Source organism: Streptomyces sp. NPDC041068 (genome assembly GCF_040647455.1).
GTDB lineage: Bacteria > Actinomycetota > Actinomycetes > Streptomycetales > Streptomycetaceae > Streptomyces.
The window spans coordinates 160,476-175,903 of the sequence record NZ_JBEZCG010000001.1 but is presented as its reverse complement, the minus strand read 5'-3'; the positions used below and the strand labels follow the sequence as shown (position 1 = coordinate 175,903).

The 15,428-nt window shown below is 72.4% G+C and carries 18 protein-coding genes; 8 read left to right on the top strand and 10 right to left on the bottom strand.

Annotated elements, in window-relative coordinates; all coding sequences use genetic code 11:
* Positions 1–5: 5 nt before the first annotated feature.
* The 7 genes from AB0B50_RS00535 (at position 6) to AB0B50_RS00505 (ending at position 6,721) form a co-directional block, all read left to right on the top strand.
* Complete coding sequence (locus tag AB0B50_RS00535; protein WP_362323335.1) at positions 6–251, top strand: phosphopantetheine-binding protein; 246 nt, start codon at positions 6–8, stop codon at positions 249–251.
* Positions 244–1,449, top strand: a complete 1,206-nt coding sequence (locus AB0B50_RS00530) for an acyl-CoA dehydrogenase family protein (RefSeq protein ID WP_362323333.1) — start codon at positions 244–246, stop codon at positions 1,447–1,449. The genes AB0B50_RS00535 and AB0B50_RS00530 overlap by 8 nt, the downstream gene beginning before the upstream one ends.
* Positions 1,442–2,587 (top strand): acyl-CoA dehydrogenase, encoded by a 1,146-nt coding sequence (locus AB0B50_RS00525; RefSeq protein WP_362323331.1) that lies wholly within the window; start codon positions 1,442–1,444, stop codon positions 2,585–2,587. Before AB0B50_RS00530 ends, AB0B50_RS00525 begins: the two co-directional genes overlap by 8 nt.
* The gene (locus AB0B50_RS00520; protein WP_362323328.1) at positions 2,584–3,234 is read left to right on the top strand and encodes a 4'-phosphopantetheinyl transferase superfamily protein; all 651 of its coding nucleotides are present in this window, start codon (positions 2,584–2,586) and stop codon (positions 3,232–3,234) included. Before AB0B50_RS00525 ends, AB0B50_RS00520 begins: the two co-directional genes overlap by 4 nt.
* Positions 3,231–4,838 (top strand): amino acid adenylation domain-containing protein, encoded by a 1,608-nt coding sequence (locus AB0B50_RS00515; RefSeq protein WP_362323325.1) that lies wholly within the window; start codon positions 3,231–3,233, stop codon positions 4,836–4,838. Before AB0B50_RS00520 ends, AB0B50_RS00515 begins: the two co-directional genes overlap by 4 nt.
* 72 nt (positions 4,839–4,910) lie before the next feature.
* A complete protein-coding gene (locus AB0B50_RS00510) occupies positions 4,911–5,882 on the top strand; it encodes a DMT family transporter (RefSeq protein ID WP_362323322.1) in 972 nt (323 codons plus the stop codon).
* A gap of 53 nt (positions 5,883–5,935) precedes the next feature.
* Positions 5,936–6,721: an alpha/beta fold hydrolase gene (locus tag AB0B50_RS00505; RefSeq protein WP_362323319.1), complete on the top strand. Its 786-nt coding sequence runs from the start codon at positions 5,936–5,938 to the stop codon at positions 6,719–6,721.
* Between the two features lie 14 nt (positions 6,722–6,735).
* Here AB0B50_RS00505 and AB0B50_RS00500 read toward each other — a convergent pair whose 3' ends face one another.
* The 5 genes from AB0B50_RS00500 to AB0B50_RS00480 are packed head-to-tail and all read right to left on the bottom strand — an operon-like array spanning position 6,736 to position 10,867.
* Positions 6,736–7,419 carry a hypothetical protein gene (locus tag AB0B50_RS00500; RefSeq protein ID WP_362323316.1) on the bottom strand — a complete coding sequence of 228 codons (684 nt, stop codon included), beginning with the start codon at positions 7,417–7,419 and terminating at the stop codon, positions 6,736–6,738.
* A 29-nt stretch (positions 7,420–7,448) separates the two neighbouring features.
* Positions 7,449–8,477, bottom strand: coding sequence for an ROK family protein (locus AB0B50_RS00495; RefSeq protein WP_362323313.1), 1,029 nt, complete (start codon positions 8,475–8,477; stop codon positions 7,449–7,451).
* An 11-nt stretch (positions 8,478–8,488) separates the two neighbouring features.
* Positions 8,489–9,541 carry an ROK family protein gene (locus AB0B50_RS00490; protein WP_362323310.1) on the bottom strand — a complete coding sequence of 351 codons (1,053 nt, stop codon included), beginning with the start codon at positions 9,539–9,541 and terminating at the stop codon, positions 8,489–8,491.
* Between the two features lie 41 nt (positions 9,542–9,582).
* The gene (locus AB0B50_RS00485; protein ID WP_362323307.1) at positions 9,583–10,320 is read right to left on the bottom strand and encodes a hypothetical protein; all 738 of its coding nucleotides are present in this window, start codon (positions 10,318–10,320) and stop codon (positions 9,583–9,585) included.
* Positions 10,304–10,867, bottom strand: a complete 564-nt coding sequence (locus tag AB0B50_RS00480; RefSeq protein ID WP_362323304.1) for an RNA polymerase sigma factor — start codon at positions 10,865–10,867, stop codon at positions 10,304–10,306. The genes AB0B50_RS00485 and AB0B50_RS00480 overlap by 17 nt, the downstream gene beginning before the upstream one ends.
* 135 nt (positions 10,868–11,002) lie before the next feature.
* On the opposite strand from AB0B50_RS00480, the gene AB0B50_RS00475 reads away from it, so the two are divergent.
* Positions 11,003–11,212: a hypothetical protein gene (locus AB0B50_RS00475; protein WP_362323301.1), complete on the top strand. Its 210-nt coding sequence runs from the start codon at positions 11,003–11,005 to the stop codon at positions 11,210–11,212.
* A gap of 16 nt (positions 11,213–11,228) precedes the next feature.
* On the opposite strand, the gene AB0B50_RS00470 is transcribed toward AB0B50_RS00475, so the two are convergent.
* The 5 genes from AB0B50_RS00470 to AB0B50_RS00450 are packed head-to-tail and all read right to left on the bottom strand — an operon-like array spanning position 11,229 to position 15,422.
* Entirely contained in the window at positions 11,229–11,891 is a 663-nt protein-coding gene (locus tag AB0B50_RS00470; RefSeq protein WP_362323298.1) for a class I SAM-dependent methyltransferase, read from the bottom strand.
* 16 nt (positions 11,892–11,907) lie between these two features.
* Positions 11,908–13,065 carry an HAD-IIIC family phosphatase gene (locus AB0B50_RS00465; protein ID WP_362323295.1) on the bottom strand — a complete coding sequence of 386 codons (1,158 nt, stop codon included), beginning with the start codon at positions 13,063–13,065 and terminating at the stop codon, positions 11,908–11,910.
* An 11-nt stretch (positions 13,066–13,076) separates the two neighbouring features.
* Complete coding sequence (locus tag AB0B50_RS00460) at positions 13,077–14,258, bottom strand: acyl-CoA dehydrogenase family protein (RefSeq protein WP_362323292.1); 1,182 nt, start codon at positions 14,256–14,258, stop codon at positions 13,077–13,079.
* On the bottom strand, positions 14,251–14,538 hold the full coding sequence (locus tag AB0B50_RS00455) for a phosphopantetheine-binding protein (protein WP_362323289.1): 288 nt from the start codon (positions 14,536–14,538) through the stop codon (positions 14,251–14,253). The genes AB0B50_RS00460 and AB0B50_RS00455 overlap by 8 nt, the downstream gene beginning before the upstream one ends.
* On the bottom strand, positions 14,538–15,422 hold the full coding sequence (locus AB0B50_RS00450) for a 3-hydroxyacyl-CoA dehydrogenase family protein (RefSeq protein WP_362323286.1): 885 nt from the start codon (positions 15,420–15,422) through the stop codon (positions 14,538–14,540). Before AB0B50_RS00450 ends, AB0B50_RS00455 begins: the two co-directional genes overlap by 1 nt.
* Positions 15,423–15,428: the final 6 nt, after the last annotated feature.

The window sequence follows — 15,428 nt, the reverse complement described above, 5'->3', positions numbered from 1 at the left end:
CTGCGATGGACGAGCGCTACACCGACATACTCCGGCCTTTCCTGCCCTATCTGGCGGACCGGCCGATCACCGAGGACACGCCGCTGCGCGAGTCCGGGCTGACCTCCATGCAGTCGATCGAGCTCCTGCTCGCGCTGGAGGACGGCCTCGACGTCGAACTGCCCGACGAGGCACTGGTCGAGGAGACGTTCAGCACGGCCGGCTCCCTGTGGTCGGCGCTCGCCGCGGTGCGGGGAGGCGCGGATGTCTGACCGGCAGGGCCGCCGCCCGGCCGCGACCGGCCGGTTCGCCCAGCAGACCGAGCAGGTTCGCGCGGTGGCCGACAAGTACGCCGAACAGAGCGACGCGGCGGCCGAGTTCCCGGTCGCGGTCCTGCAGGAGCTGCGCAGTGGAGGGCTGCTCGGCCTGCTGGTGCCGACCGAGTACGGGGGCCTCGGCGGCACCCTGGACGATCTGCTGGACGTGAGCATCTCGCTGGGCCGCACCGACCTCTCCGCGGCACTGATCCTCGCCATGCACTGCCAGCAGGTGGCCTGCGTCGTCGACCACGCCGAGGCCCCCCTGGCTCGCGAGGTCCTGCCGGAGATCGCGGCAGGGCGGATGTATCTGGCCTCGGTGACCACCGAGCCGGGCAAGGGCGGTCATCTGCTGACCGCCGGAGCCCGGTTGGAGGCCACGGACGTCGAGCCCGGACTGCTCGGGCTCGACCGGTTCGCGCCCATCGTGACCGGAGGCGCCCACGCCGACGGCTTCCTCATCAGCATGGGCGCCCCCGACGCGCGCTCGCCCGGCGAGGTCTCCCTGGTCTTCGCGCGCCGCTCCCAACTGGAGATCACCGCGTCCGGGGACTGGGATCCGCTCGGCATGCGGGCCAGCCACAGCCTCGCCCTGCGTCTGACCGGCCTGATCCCGGAACACCAAGTCATCGGCGAGCACGGCGCGTTCCGCGCGGTGGTCCTGCGCACCCTCGGCCCGCTGGCGCACCTGGGCTGGGCGGCCTGCTGGCTGGGCACGGCCGCGGGGGCGCTCTCCCGGGTGCTGCGCACGCTGCGGGAGTCGGCCAAGGGCAAGGAGGGGGCGCTGGAATCAGAACTCCTCCTGACCCGCCTCTCCCGGGCCCGGCAGCGCCTCGACACCGTGCACGCGCTGCTGCGTCACACGGCGGACGTGTACACCGCGGCGTCCCAGGGCGGCGGCGATGTGTCGTTGCCCCGGAACCAGCTGCTGATCAACGCGCTGAAGATCACCGCCTCGGAGGAGTGCCTTCGGGCCGTGGAGGACCTGATCGACGCCGTGGGGCTGCGGCACGGCTATCTCAAGGGCTCGCCGACCCGCCTGGAGAAGGCCCTGCGCGATCTGCGGTCCGCCCCGCTGAACTACCACAACGACCGTCTGCACCGGGCGGACGGCGTCCTGGCCCTGCTCGACCACGGGGTGTCCTTTGCCTGACCGTGCCGACCGGGCTGCCGCGCCCCCGGCCGACGCGCGCGAGGTCCTGGCGGACTTCGCGGAGTCCAAGGCCCTGCGGCGGCTCTACCCCCACCCGGCGGCCGACCGCCTCGACCCGTATGTACTCAGGGAGTTGCTCGCCGCCGCCGACGCGCACGGCGAGGTCGGCCCGGTGCTCTCGCTCTGCGTGCACCTGGCCACCGCCGTGCCGCTGCTCGCCGAGGGCGCACGCACCGAGATCACGGCGGAGCACCTGGAGGCGGCGCTGCGCGGAGAGCGTCTCCTCGCCCTGGCCGCCACCGACGAGGGCACGGGGTCCGACCTGGCGGCGCTCGCCACCACGGTCGCCCCCGGCCCGCGAGGACTGGTACTCGACGGCCGCAAGCGCTGGGCGACTTCAGCCACCACGGCCGATGCCGCACTGGTACTGGCCCGGCGCAAACCCGGTCGGCACTTCACCAGCTTCAGCTGGATCCTGGTGCCGCTGGACGCCCCGGGCGTGACGGTCCGCCCCGCCGACACCGAGCTGTTCCGCGGCTCAGGCGTCGGCCACATCGAACTCGACCACGTCGAGCTCTCCGACGGCCACTTGATCGGTCGGCACGGCGCGGGGATGGTGACGTTCGCCAAACACCTCGCGGTGGAGCGTCTCGCCTCCGCGGCCTGGGCGATCGAGCTGTGCCGCAGAACGATCGCGGACACCGACCGGCGGCTGCGCGGTCGGGCGGTCGACGGGGGCGAACTGCGGGAGCTCTCCGCCGTACGGCAGCGCCTGGCGCGGTGCGCGGTACGGGTGAGCGCGCTCGACGCGCTGTGGCGGCAGACCTGCGACCGGATCGCCGCCGACCGGGACGGCACCTGGGCCGCCGTGCTCAAGTCGGCCTCGGGCGACACGGTCGGGCAGGTCCTCGCCGACTGCGCCCGGCTCCAGGGCGCCGACGGCTTCGGGCGGGGCGGGGCCCAGTCGCTTCGCGCCGAGGCCGCCGTCTTCGGCATCGGCGGCGGAACGACCGAGGTCACCCTCGACATCGTCGCCGAGCGGCTCGACTCCGTACTGAACGGGCTGGACGGGCCGGACAGGCCAGACAGGCCGGACGGGCCAGACAGGCCAGACGGGCTGAACGGGCCGGGGTCATGACAGCACTACAGCTGGAGGTCGCCCCGGGCGTATGGGTGGCCCTGCACACCGCGGACCCGCCGCCGGGCCCGCTCACCGCCGCCGATGTGGCCGTCGCCGAGCGGCTGCCGCCGTGGCGGGCCCGTGAACTCCTCGCGGGCCGACGGGTGTTGCGTGCCCTGCTCGCCGCGCGATTCCCGGAGGCGGCCGACGCGCCGATCCGCTACCGGCCGGGCGGCCGACCGGTCCTCGCGGGACGCCCGCGCCTGGGCATCAGCGTCAGCCACGACCGGGACGCGACGGCCGCCTGCGCCGGTCTCGACCGCGCGGTCGGAGTCGACGTCCAGTACGCCCCGGAGCGGGTCCGGCCGTCCCTGCTGCGCCGCTGCGCGCATGACCGCGCCGAGGAGTTGGCCCGGCTGCCCGCCGAGCGCCGGGGCGCCGAGTTCGCCTGGCTGTGGACCGTTCAGGAGGCCTGCGCCAAGGCGGAGGGCAGCGGCCTCGCCGGGCGGCCGTGGCGGATCGCGGTGCCACCGGGACGGCGGGCCGGGTCCTGGGGCCGCTACACCTGGGCCTGCCTGCGCGACCACTCCCCCCTGCCCTGCAGCGTCGCCTACGACACCCCGGCGCCCGCCCCCGTCCCCGCCCAGCACCCGGAGCAGCCATGACCAGCCTGTACCGGTGGTTCGCCGACACGGCGGGCCGCCACCCGACCGCCACCGCCCTGGAGCTCGAAGGACGCGCCTGGAACTACGCCGAACTCCACGACCTGGCCTGCCACATGGCCGACGACTTAGCAGCGGCGGCTCCGGCGCGCGCCCCCGAGCGGGTGGGCCTGCTCGCCTCCCGCACCCTGCACACGTACGCGGGCTATCTGGCCGTCCTGCGGCTCGGCGCGAGCGTGGTGCCGCTCAACCCGGCCTTCCCCGCGGCCCGCAACGCGGCCGTGGCCAAGGCCGCGGGACTCGATCTCGTTCTCGCCCAACCGGACTGCGCGGAACGCGAGTTGGGCGCCCGCACAGTTGTCCCCGCGCCCGGTTCCGCCCCGGCCGACCGCCGACCGCCGGTGCGCGCGTTCCGGGACCCCGGCCCGGAGGACATCGCGTACGTCCTGTTCACCTCCGGGTCCACCGGTGCCCCCAAGGGCGTACCGATCCGGCATCGGAGCATCGACGCCTATCTGCACCATGTGATCGACCGCTACCAACTGGGCGTCGGTGCCCGGCTTTCACAGACCTTCGAGCCGACCTTCGACCTGTCTGTGTTCGACCTCTTCGGCGCCTGGGGATCCGGCGCGACGCTGGTCGTCCCCGGCCCCGACGACCTCCTCGCACCGGCCCGCTTCGTGGCCCGTGAGCGACTGACCCACTGGTTCTCGGTGCCTTCGGTGATCGCCGTCGCGCGGCGGCTGCGCGGCCTCGCCCCCGACAGCATGCCGACCCTGCGCTGGAGCCTGTTCTGCGGCGAGCCGCTCACCGCCGCCCAGGCCCGAGCCTGGCAGCGGGCGGCACCTCACAGCACGCTGGAGAACTTGTACGGCCCCACCGAACTCACCCTGAGCTGTACCGAGTACCGCCTGCCGCGCCGGTGTCCGCAGCCGGACGCCACCGAGACCGGCGGCACCGTCCCGATCGGCTCGCTGTATCCGGGACTGCAGCACCTGGTCCTCGGCGAGGACGGCGGCGAGGCGGACGAGGGCGAGCTGTGCGTGCGCGGCGTCCAGCGCTTCCCCGGCTATCTGGACCCGCAGGACAACGTCGGCCGCTTCGTCCGCCGGGAGCACGGCCGCACGAGCGTCTTCGAGCTGCCCCACCCCCCGCCGGACGAGCTGTGGTACCGCACCGGGGACCTGGTCCGCCGGACCCGGGAGGGCCTCGTCCATCTGGGGCGGCTCGACCACCAGGTGAAGATCCGCGGCTACCGGGTCGAACTCGGCGAGATCGAGGCGGCGTTGCGCGCACTCCCGGGGGTGCAGGAGGCCGTCGCGCTGGCGCTCACCGACGGGCTCGACGCGGCCGACGGAAGGAACGGGCGCGGCGGCGAACCGCAGTTGGTGGCCGCGTGCACCGCGGAGTCGGGTACGCGCCTGGAACCCGACGCCCTGCTGACGGAGCTGCGGGGACAACTCCCGCCGTACATGGTGCCGGTGGCCGTCACCGTCCGCCCGTCCCTTCCCTACAACACCAATGGCAAGGTCGACCGTGCCCTGCTGCGCCGGGACTTGACGGACGGAGAACCGGCCGACGGGGAACCGGTCGGCAGGAAGCCCTGAGGGGGCTCCGGCGAAGACCGGCGACGGCCCCGAACCGCTGCACGCCCGCTCGATGTACTCACCATGCTCAATGTGCTCAATGTGCTCAACATGCTCGATGAGGAGACGCTCTACATGGACACTGATCCCGGCCGGACGACGCGAGAAGCCGCGGTGGCCGAGGCCCCGAGGAGTACCGCCGGTGCCGGGAAGGTGCGGGGTACCGCGCTGGCCCTGGCGGGCGTGGTCGCCTTCTCGCTCACTTTCCCAGCCACCGCGTGGGGTCTCGAGGGGCTGGGTCCATGGACCGTGACCGCCGCGCGGGCCGTGCTCGCCGCGCTGGTCGCGGGCGGCGTCCTGCTCGCGCTGCGGGTGCGCCCGCCGCAACGCAGGCACTGGGCCGGTCTCGCCACAGTGGCAGGCGGCCTGATCGTCGGCTATCCGCTGCTCACCACGCTGGCCCTGCAGACCACCACCTCCTCCCACGCCGCCGTGATCGCCGGACTGCTGCCGCTGACCACCGCCGTCTACGGAACGGCGCGCACCGGGGTGCGGCCCCCGCCCGTCTTCTGGGCCGCGGCCGTGGCCGGTGCGATGGTGGTCGTCGCCTTCGCGCTGCAGCAGGGCGGCGGATCCTTCTCGGGAGCCGACCTCTATCTCTTCGCCGCGCTGCTGGTGGCCGCGGCGGCGTACACCGAGGGCGGACTGCTCGCCAAGGTGATGCCGAGCTGGCAGGTGATCGCCTGGGCCCTGGTGGCCAGTCTGCCGCTCGCGGTCGGCGGCTCGGTGGCGGCGCTGCTGCTCGAGGAGCCGCATGCCACCGCTCGCTCGATCATCGGCCTGGTGTGGCTCGGGGTGGGGGCCCAGTTCCTGGGGCCGCTGGTCTGGTACGGAGGAATCGCCGCCATCGGCATCACCAGGGCCAGCCAGATCCTCCTCTCCCAGCCGCTGCTCACGCTGATCTGGGCGATCCCGATGCTGGGCGAGCGGCCGCCACTGCTTGCGGCGGGCGCCGCACTCGCCGTACTCGTCTGCATCGCCGTCACCCAGCGGGTCGGCCCATGAGTGCGGAGGTCAGGGGGGTGCCGGATGAACGCGGAGGTCAGGGGCGGTGCCGGATGAGCGCGGAGGTGACGGGCGGCGCCGGTGCCGGGCCCGAACTCGGCCGGGCGCAGGACTCGTTCGGCCCGGCGCCCGGCTCGGCCCCCGGGTTGCTGATGTCCCTGAGCCCGCGCCCGGGCCCCTTGGACAGCGTCCTGATCCACCCCGCGGGCGGCGGTCTCGGCCAGTACCTGCGGATCGCGCGCCGCCTCGCCCGCCACGGGCCGGTGCACGGGATCCGAGCCGCCGGCCTGCTGCCCGGCGAGAGCCCGCACGACAGCGTGGCGCGGATGAGCGAGGTCTACCGCGACCTCCTCGACATGCTGCCCCGTCCCCCCGGACTGCTCATCGGCTGGTCCCTGGGCGGGGTCCTCGCCTGGGAGCTTGCCGCGCGAACGGCGCCGGGGCGGGAGCCGCCCGCCGTCGTGATGATCGACAGCCACGCGGAGGTGCCGCCGGGGAGCAGCATGGCCCGCAGCGACCTGCTGACCGGGATCGAACGCTCCGTCAGCGGCCTGACCTCGGGCCTGGATCCCGACCTCCTGCGGGCCACCGCGCGCGCCCACATCACCGCGGCCCACGCCCACCGGGTCGCGCTCCGCTGCGACACCCGCGCGCTCCTGCTGGCCTGCGCCGCACCGGAACGCGCCGAGCAGATCGCGCGCTGGCAGTCGCTGGGCCCACGGCTGACGGTCGGGGAGCTGGACTGCGGCCACTTCGAGGTGTTCGCACCGGCTCAGCAGGGCGCCCTGTTGAGCCACATCGACCGGTTCGTGGAAGGCGTCCTCGCCTCTCCCGGCTAGCGTGGACAGAAGCCTCAACCGAAGAACTTCCGTACGCCGTTCAGCCTTTCCCGCATGCGGCCGGTCGCCGAACGGGCCTCGGTGCCCACCGCGTCGATGGTCCGGTCGACGAGCATGTCGGCTCCCTTCGCGGCCAGCACGCCCCCGGCGATCCCGCCCCCGATGCCGCCGAGGACGGCGCAGACCACGGTTCCCGGGCCCGGTGCCGCCATCGTTCCGAGTGCGGCGCCGGAGAGGAAGGCCGAGTACGCGGAGGCTCCGGCGGCGGCCAGGACGGATCCTCCCGCGGCCCCGAAATACCCGCCGGCGTAGCCTGATCCGCCGACCACGGCGCCTCGGTACACGGAGCGCGCGTGGCGTTCCACCGGGTCGAGGTCGTGCGGCAGTTCGCCGTCCCGTTTCCACTGCTCGACAGCGTGCGCGCAGGCGTTCAGGGCGCCCCCCGCGGCTCCCAGTGCCCTGCTCGCGCCACCGAGCCTGGAGTACACGGCCTCGCTGCCCGGACGCGCGGCGAAGTCGGCCTTGGACCAGTGCATCGTGGCCCAGGTCGGGCCGTTGGCCGTACGCCAGAGGGTCACGGGGACTTCCTGCTGCCCGAATCCCAGCTTCTGGACCGTGCCCAGACCGCGGTCGGCCCAGCCGAGTCCGGTGGTCGCCCGCGCCACGTGCGCGCCGGGGTCGATCGTCTCGTCGGTCATGTGTCTGTCTCCTCTCCGTGGCTGCGTGCTCAGGTGACGGCGGCGCCGCGTCCGCAGAGCGCACCGTGTTCGTTGTCGTCAAGGGCCAGCAGCGCCGCGCCCATCCATCCGGCCTCCGGGCCGAGGCGGGCGGGTTCGATCTCGGGGAGTTCGCGGTGGGAGCGGGCGGTGACGAAGTGTTCGAAGCTTCGGCGGATCGGTTTCAGGAGGGGGTCCCCGGCCCTGGCCACACCGCCGCCGACGACCACCAGCTCGATGTCGAAGAGATTGACCAGCGTGGCGATGCCGATGCCCAGCCATCGGCCCAGGCGCTCCAACTGCGCGCAGGCCACCGGATCTCCGGTGAGCGCCGCCGCGGAGACCGTTTCACCGGTCACCCGGGCCGGGCCGCCGGCGAGGGTGGAGAGGAGCCCGGCGGGATCGGTGGCGGCGGCCGTGCTGCCGTACCGTCCGAGTGCCGGTCCCGATGCGAGGGTCTCGAGGCAGCCGATGTTGCCGCAGCCGCAGCGCTGGGTCCCGTGCGGATCGACGATCATGTGGCCGATCTCCATGCCGATGCCCGTACGGCCGCGGAAGAGGTGGTCGTCCAGGATGAGCCCCCCGCCGACCCCCGTGCCCACGGTGATGAACAGCATGTACGCGGCCCGATGGCCCAGGCGGTACTCCGCCCAGCAGGCGGCGTTGGCGTCGTTGTCGACCACGGTGGGCAGCCCGGTGAAGTCCTCCAGGAGGCGGCGGATCGGCACGTCACGGTAGGCGTTGTTCGGCGCGGTCCTGATGCGGCCCTCGGGCCAGTCGACCAGGCCCGCGGCTCCCACGCCGATCGCGGTGATGCCCGTATGACGGGCCAGCAGTTCCGCGACGAGGCCCGAGACCGTTCTGAGGACGGCTTCCTGGTCGGAGGCGGGACACGGCAGCTCGGGCACCCGTTCCACGACATCGCCCAGCGAGTTCACCACCCCGGCGGCGATCTTGGTGCCGCCGATGTCGAGTCCGATGGACAGCGGCGGACGTTCATGGAGGGGCGGACGTTCGTGGAGGGAGGGATGCAGACCCATGACGCGTACTCCTAGTGGGGTTGAAGCCGGATTCCGAAGCAGCTCTGCAGGGCGATCAGGGCCGCGCCGTGCGCCCCGCGGACGGCGTCCAGCCGCTGGGTCCTGAGTTGGCAGCCCCTGCTGGTGTGCAGGGTGTGCGCGGGGAAGGTGTGGACCGCCCGCAGGAAGGTGTTGGCCGCACGGTGTCCGGGCCCGCCGGTGATGAGGCCTTCGGTCGCGTAGACGATGACGTGGCTGGGGCCGAAGACGGTCAGGACGGTGGCGATGCCGCGGGCGATCGACGTGCCCGCCTTGCGGAACGCGGCGACGGCCTGAGGAGCCTGGGTGGCGTTGCTGTCGGCGAGGGCGATCGCCGCCTCCAGGCCGTCCAGTTCCCGCCCCGTCCGTTCCTTGACCACGGCGGTCAGGGCACGGCTGCCGACCTGGCTCTCGATGCAGCCGCGCATTCCGCAGTCGCATATCCGTCCTCTGGGCCACACCAGGAGGTGCCCGAACTCCGTGGGCGCGTGCAGCCGTTCACGGCGCACCACGAGGCCGGCGCCCACTCCGTCGCGGATGAGGATCACGGCGAACGTCGCGCTCTCCTGGCCGACCCCCAGTTTCTGCTCGTACGCCGCGAAGGCGTGTGCGTCGTTCTCCACCGCGGTCGCGCAGCCGGACGCGGCGGTGAGTCTGGCACCCAGCGGGACGTTCACCCACTCGTACGGGGGCGGTTTGTTCCGGCCGTGGTCGTCACGGCCGTTGATGAGGTGCAGGACGGTACCGGTGTCCGGGTCGACGGGGCCGCCGACCTGAACGCCCAGACAGACCCTGTTCCTGGGGAATCCGCAGCCGAGCGCGTCGGTCACCAGCTTCCCGGCCAGTTCGGTGACGCGCTTGACGACCTCGTCGGGGTCCATGACCGCCAGATGACGGCGAGCGCGGGCCGTGACCATGCCGTCGGTCTCGACCAGGACACCGACGAGCTCATAGGGCAGGATTTCGATGCCTATGGCGTAGAACCCGTTGTCGAGTTCCCTCGAACGCCACAGGATCTGCCGGACTTTGGCGTCGTTCGCGTTCATGTGTCACCTGGCACGTGGGGTGCGCCCGTGGGGCATGCGGATCAGGGCAGCGGCGAGGGGCCTGTGGCCTCGGGATAGCGCCGGACGGCGGTGCGGACGGCGCCGGGGGTGAGCGTGATGATCTCGTCCGTCTCACCGTGCCAGTGCTCCTGGAGTCCCACCCGGCGCAGGGTCTCCGCGTGCTCGGGCGTCACGGCGTCCCCGAGCATCTGGACGAAGTCGACCTCGTCGACTTCCTCGAACTCGTCGAACGGGAGCCTGCTGTTCATGAGTTGACGGCTGCGGTGGGCAAAGGGCAGATGGCGTACGCACTCGGCGAGGAACACCGTCTTCACCTCCATGCCCGCCGCCCGCGGTTCCGGTACGGGGCCCGCCCGCCCGGCCTGGGCACGGAAGCTGTTGACCGCACGCGCCGCGGTCTCCACCGCGACTCCGTCGATGTCGTCACGGCGCAACCGCACACCGATCCTCCCCGGAGTAGCCATGGCCGTGAGCCAGAGCTGTACGACGTGATATCCGTACGCGGCCCATTGGGGGCGCGTGGCGAAGTCGCCCATGCCGGACTCCTCCAACGGCGCGGGAACCGTTTCCCGCGCCCACGGCGCGAGGACGTCCCGCAGCCGGCTCTCGACCGTCTCTTCGGTGAGCCGCTCCTTCACCTCGGCATCGACCGACCGGAGGAACCGCCCGAGTGCCGGGTGCACCTCCCGCGCGACGTCCTCGCGGGTCCTGTGCCCGGTCCTGCGCATGGCGAGACTCTGCTCATCCCTCTCGGGCATGCGGACCTCCTCCTTCACGGAATGCGATTTCTGATATATCGGCGCGGTTCTCCAGCGATGCGCGCACCGTGGTGAGGGCGTGCCGCAGATTGCTGCGCACCGTGCCCGCCTTCACTTCGAGCAGCTCGGCGATCTCCCAGGTGGCGTAGCCGTCCAGGTACAGCGCGAGGACCTGCCCCTGACGGGGCGGGAGAGCGCGCAGGACATGCAGCACCCACGCGTGTTCATCCGGTTCGGTGCGGTCCTGCGGCGCCGGGCACTCCATGCGCGCGTGGAGTGATTCCCGTGCCATGCGTGTGCGGTTGCGGATCGCCTTCTTGCAGTAGGCGCGCCAGGCCGCCTTGCGGACCCAGCCCGTCGGGCTCTTGCAGATCGCCCAGTCGCGCAGCAGCGCCTGCATGGCCTCTTGGGCCGAGTCCTCCGCCTCCTCGTAGGTCGCCCCGGCCCTCATCAGGCCACGGACCACCCGGGGAAACTCCGCCCGGAAGAACTCGGCGAAGCCCTGCAACTCCGCGGGGGCGGCCCCGTGAGTTCCTTGGTAGCTCACGCAGCCACCTCCTCGAGAGTCGGACACCCCTATGGGGCGGCGAGGAGCCCGATCCGTGCAAAGGCCCGTCCGCTTGCACACCGCCGGGGCGTTGTGGGCCCTCATGGGCAGGAACCCAGGAAAGCGAGGAACCCCATGAGGCGCAGGACTGGCAGCCGTCGCACCGAGGAGGCGCGTGCCACGCGTGGGAAGCGTCTGAGCCCCGCCGAGGCCGTGGCGCTCGTCAACGGCATGACGACCGGCCTCGGCGGTCTGTATCTCCTGACTTCTTCGGCCCTGATCACCGCACTCGCCGCCGTGCCGGCCGTGGTCGTGACGGTGTCGTCCCTGCTCTTCGAGAAGTGAGCGGGGCGGGGCGTTCTCAGCGCTTGCGTGCGAGGGTGATGCCGTCCGCCATCGGCAGGAGCGAGAGGTCCACCCGGTCGTCCCGGGAGAGGAACGCGTTGAGTTCACGGATCGCCGTGGTGTCGGCGTCGTCGTCCGCCGGGTCGACCACGCGCCCGAAGTAGAGCGTGTTGTCGATGACGACGAGGCCGCCGGGGCGGGTCAGGGCGAGGGCCTTCTCGTAGTAGGTGCCGTAGTTGGCCTTGTCGGCATCGATGAACGCCAGGTCGAAGCTTCCTGGGCCTCGCTCGGCCAGCAGTCCGTCCATCGTGTCGGCCGCCTCGCCCACACGCAGGTCGATGCGGGCGTCGCTGCCGTCGCGCTTCCAGTACTCGGCGCCGACAGCGGGCCACCGGTCGGTGATGTCGCAGGTCACCACCGTGCCGTCGGCGGGCAGCGCGCGGGCCATGCACAGGGTGCTGTATCCGGTGTACGTGCCGATCTCCAGCACGGTCCGCGCTCCGGCGAGACCGACGAGCAGCGCCAGCAACTGGCCCTCCTCGGCGAGGACTTGGAATGCCGTGCCGCCGGGCAGCTGGGCCGTCTCCTCGCGCAGCCCTCGCAGGATGTCGTCGTCGCGCAGGGAGACGTCCCTGACGTAGGTGAGGAGTTCGGGGGTCGGGACGATCTGGTTCGCCATGGCGGTGGTCTCCTTCTCACGTGCGGGTGGGGTGCAGTGCCACCGCCCGGACGCGTACGGTCGTGGAGGCGGGCCGGGGTCCGGGGCGCAGGTGCAGGCGCTGGAGGCCGGCGCCCGTCGGCCCGGGGAGGTCCGCGGCGCAGGGGCAGGGGGTCTCGTCGAAGCCCGCGAACCGGTAGGCGACCTCCATCATCCGGTTGCGGTCGGTCGGCCTGAAGTCGGCCACCAAGTGGGCTCCCGCGCGGGCCGCTTCGTCGATGAGCCAGTTCAGGATGGTCGCGCCCGCGCCGAAGGACACCACACGGCACGAGGTGGCGAGCAGCTTGAGGTGCCAGACTTCCGGCCGGCGTTCGAGGAGCAGCACACCGACGGCGCCGTGCGGGCCGAAGCGGTCGGTGAGGGTGACCACGAGGACTTCGTGGGCGGGGTCGGTGCGCAGCCGGCGCAGGTCCGCGTCGGAGTAGTGCACGCCGGTGGCGTTCATCTGGCTGGTGCGCAGGGTGAGTTCCTCGACGCGGGACAGTTCCTCGTCGGTGGCGCGGCCGATGCGCATGTCCAGTTCGAGGGAGCGCAGGAAGTCCTCGTCAGGACCCGTCGCTTCGGCACGCGCCGCCTCGCGGCGGAAGCCCGCCTGGTACATCTGGCGGCGCCGCCGGGAATCCACGGTCTGGAGCGGGGGTGTGAACTCCGCGAGGCGCGGCAGCTCCGTCGCGGCCTCGGCGGGGTAGCAGCGGACTTCGGGCAGGTGGTAGGTGACCTCGGCGCGCTCGGCGGGCTGGTCGTCGATGAAGGCGATGGTGGTGAGCGCGAAGTTGAGGGTCTCGGCGATGTGGCGTACGGAGTCGGACTTGGGGCCCCAGCCGATCTGCGGCAGCACGAAGTAGTCGGCGATGCCCAGCTTCTCCAGGCGCGCCCAGGCCGTCTCGTGGTCGTTCTTGCTGGCCACCGACTGCAGGACGCCACGGGAGTCGAGCTCCACGACGACGTCCCGTATCGCGTCCGGCAGGGGCACGTCGCCGTCCTCGAGGAGCGTTCCCTGCCACAGGGTGTTGTCCAGGTCCCAGACCAGGCATTTGACGACGGGGGCGGGATCCTTGGCGGGTTCCTTCGTGCGTTCCTTGGCGGGTTCTTTCGTGCGTTCCTTGGGAGGTCCCTCGGCGGAGGCGTCGGTCACGGCGTTTCCCTTCACTCGGCGCTGTCGACGACGTGCCGGGCCAGCATCAGCTGGCACATTTCGTTGCTGCCTTCGATGAGTTCCATCAGCTTGGCGTCGCGGTAGGCGCGGGCGACCACGTGCCCGTCCCTGGCGCCCGCGGAGGCCAGGACCTGGACGGCGGTGGCCGCACCCCGGGCGGCGTTGCCCGCGCTGACGTGTTTGGCGAGGACCGTCGCGGTGACCTGGTCCGGCGAGCCGTCGTCCCAGCACCGCGAGGCGTGTTCGCAGACCCGGGTCGCGGTCTGCTCGGCGGCGTACAGCTCGGCCAGATGGCGGGCGACGAGCTGGTGTTCCGCCAGCGGGACCCCGAACTGCCGCCGGTGCGTGGCGTGTCGGGCCGCCGCCGTCAGACAGCCGCGCAGCATGCCCACGCATCCCCAGGCCACGGACATGCGTCCGTAGGCGAGGGCGGTGGTGACCAGCAGGGGAAGGGGCAGTGCTGTGCCGCCGAGGACGTTGGCCGCGGGGACCCGTACCCCGTCCAGGGTGATGTCGGCGTGCCCGGCGGCCCGGCAGCCGAGCGGGTCGGCGACGCGCTCGACGCGGACACCGGGCGTGGCGGCGGGGACGACGACCGCGGCCGCCTCTGCCCCGCCGCCTCCCCCGCCCCGGCCTTCGTACGTCCCACCCGCCCCGTCCGACTCATCCGTCCCGCCAGACTCGTCGTAGCGCCCGAACAGCACGAGCAGGTCGGCGTAGTGGGCGGCGGTCACCCAGACCTTGTGGCCGTTCAGGACGACCGAGTCGCCCTCGCGGCGGATCCGGGTCGTCATGGCGGACAGGTCGCTCCCGGCGGCGCGTTCGCTGAAGCCCGCCGCCGCGATGTCGCCGCCGGTGAGCCGCGGCAGGAAGGCGGCGCGCTGGTCGGGGGTGCCGAAGCGCTCGATGGTCCAGGCGGCCATGCCCTGGGACGTCATCACGCTCCGCAGGGAACTGCACGAACTGCCGACGTGCGCGGTGAGTTCGCCGTTGTCGGCGCTGGTCAGCCCCCGGCCTCCGTAGGCGGCGGGGACCTGGGCGCACAGCAGCGCGTCGGCGGCCAACTTGCCCAGCAGGTCCGTGGGCAGCAGGCCCGCGCGGTCCCAGGCGTCGGCGTCGTCCGCGTTCAGGCCGCCCACCCCGGCGACAGCGGACGCGAGCGCGTCACTCACCAGGGCCTCCCGCGGCCGTCCGGAGCCGGTCCACGAGCGCCGTCATCGAGGTGACGGTGCGGAAGTTGTCGAGGCGGAGGTCGCCGCTGCGGATCTCGACGGCGAAGGTCTTCTCCAGGTGCACCACGAGCTCCATCGCGAACAGCGAGGAAACGCCGGAGGCGAAGAGGTCCTGGTCGGTCTCCCAGGAGCGTTTGGTGCGCGCCTCCAGGAAGCGCAGGATCTCCTTCTCCGCCTCCACGGCGCCCGCTTCCTCCGAGGCGTTTCCGGGGGTCTCCATCAGTTCTCCTCCTGGTAGTCGTAGAAGCCGCGGCCGGACTTGCGGCCGAGTTCGCCCCGCTCGACCTTGTCGAGCAGCAGGTCGCAGGGGCGGCAGCCGTCGTCGCCGGTGTGCTGGTGCAGTACGCGCAGCGAGTCGACGAGGTTGTCGATGCCGATGAGGTCCGCGGTGCGCAGAGGACCCGTGGGATGGCCGAGGCATCCCTCCATCAGTGCGTCCACGTCCTCGACCGACGCGGTGCCCTCCTGCACGACGCGGGCCGCGTCGTTGATCATCGGATGCAGGACGCGGCTGGTCACGAAGCCCGGGGCGTCGCGGACGACGACCTGCCGCCGGTCGAGCGCCGTGAGCAGCGAGCCGACCGCGGCCATGGTGTCCTCGCCGGTCCTGACTCCCCGGATGACCTCCACCGTCCGGATGAGGTAGGGCGGGTTCATGAAGTGGGTGCCGACCACCTCCGCGGGGCGTTCGGCGTGGCCCGCGAGTTCGTCGATGGGGATCGACGAGGTGTTGGAGATCAGCGGGGTGCCGGGGCGCACGCGCGCCGACACCTCCGCGAGGGCCTTGGCCTTGAGTTCGGCGATCTCGGTGATCGCCTCGACGACGGCGGTGGCATCGCCCACCGCGTCGGTCGTCGTGGCCGTCTCCAGCCTGCCGGTGGTGACGTCCGCCGGAAGGCTGCCCATGATCTGCGCCATCCGCAGTTCCTGCTCTATGCCGCTCCGGGCCCGGTCGAGCCGCTGCTCATCGACGTCGACGAGCAGGACCGGCAGGCCGTGTCCGAGCGCCAGGACGGTGATGCCGACGCCCATCACCCCGGCGCCGAGGACGGCGATCCGGCGCTCCGTGCGTGGCGGGTCGGCCTTGTGCGGTACGTGTGTCATGCGCCT